Source organism: Vibrio sp. 1180_3, assembly GCF_029478545.1.
GTDB classification, from domain to species: Bacteria; Pseudomonadota; Gammaproteobacteria; order Enterobacterales; family Vibrionaceae; genus Vibrio; species Vibrio aestuarianus.
Window position 1 is genome coordinate 1 of the sequence record NZ_SJFM01000180.1, and the last position, 460, is coordinate 460.

At 36.7% G+C, this 460-nt stretch carries 1 protein-coding gene; it reads left to right on the plus strand.

The window, feature by feature from the left end; genetic code table 11:
* Positions 1-4 precede the first annotated feature (4 nt).
* Positions 5-457 (plus strand): GNAT family N-acetyltransferase, encoded by a 453-nt coding sequence (locus tag EYW48_RS21470; protein ID WP_171981743.1) that lies wholly within the window; start codon positions 5-7, stop codon positions 455-457.
* The last annotated feature ends 3 nt before the right edge of the window (positions 458-460 follow it).

The following is a 460-nucleotide window of genomic DNA, read 5'->3' on the forward strand; positions in this document are numbered from 1 at the left end:
CAATTTGAAAATAGTAGAAGCAGATAAAATCCACCTTGAAACTGTTGCTCAATTATTTGATTTATATCGTCAATTTTATGGGCAAGAGTCAGATTTGGCGCAAGCTTCGCGTTTCATTGAGGAAAGGCTCAATCATTCAGATTCAGTCATTTTCTTAGCACTTGATCATCATGATCACCCGTTGGGTTTTGTTCAGCTTTATCCATCGTACTCTTCAGTCGCGATGAAGCGTATGTGGTATTTGAATGATTTGTATGTAATTGAATCAGCAAGACATAAGGGGGTTGGTAAAGCATTGCTACAGAAAGTCAAAGTTTATGCTAAAGAAACCAATGCTTTAACTGTGAAGCTTGCGACTTCAATTGATAACGAATCAGCAAAAAATCTATATGTATCTGAGGGTTATTCTAAAGTTACGGCTTTTGAGCACTTCACACAAAAAGTAGTACAGGCATAACAA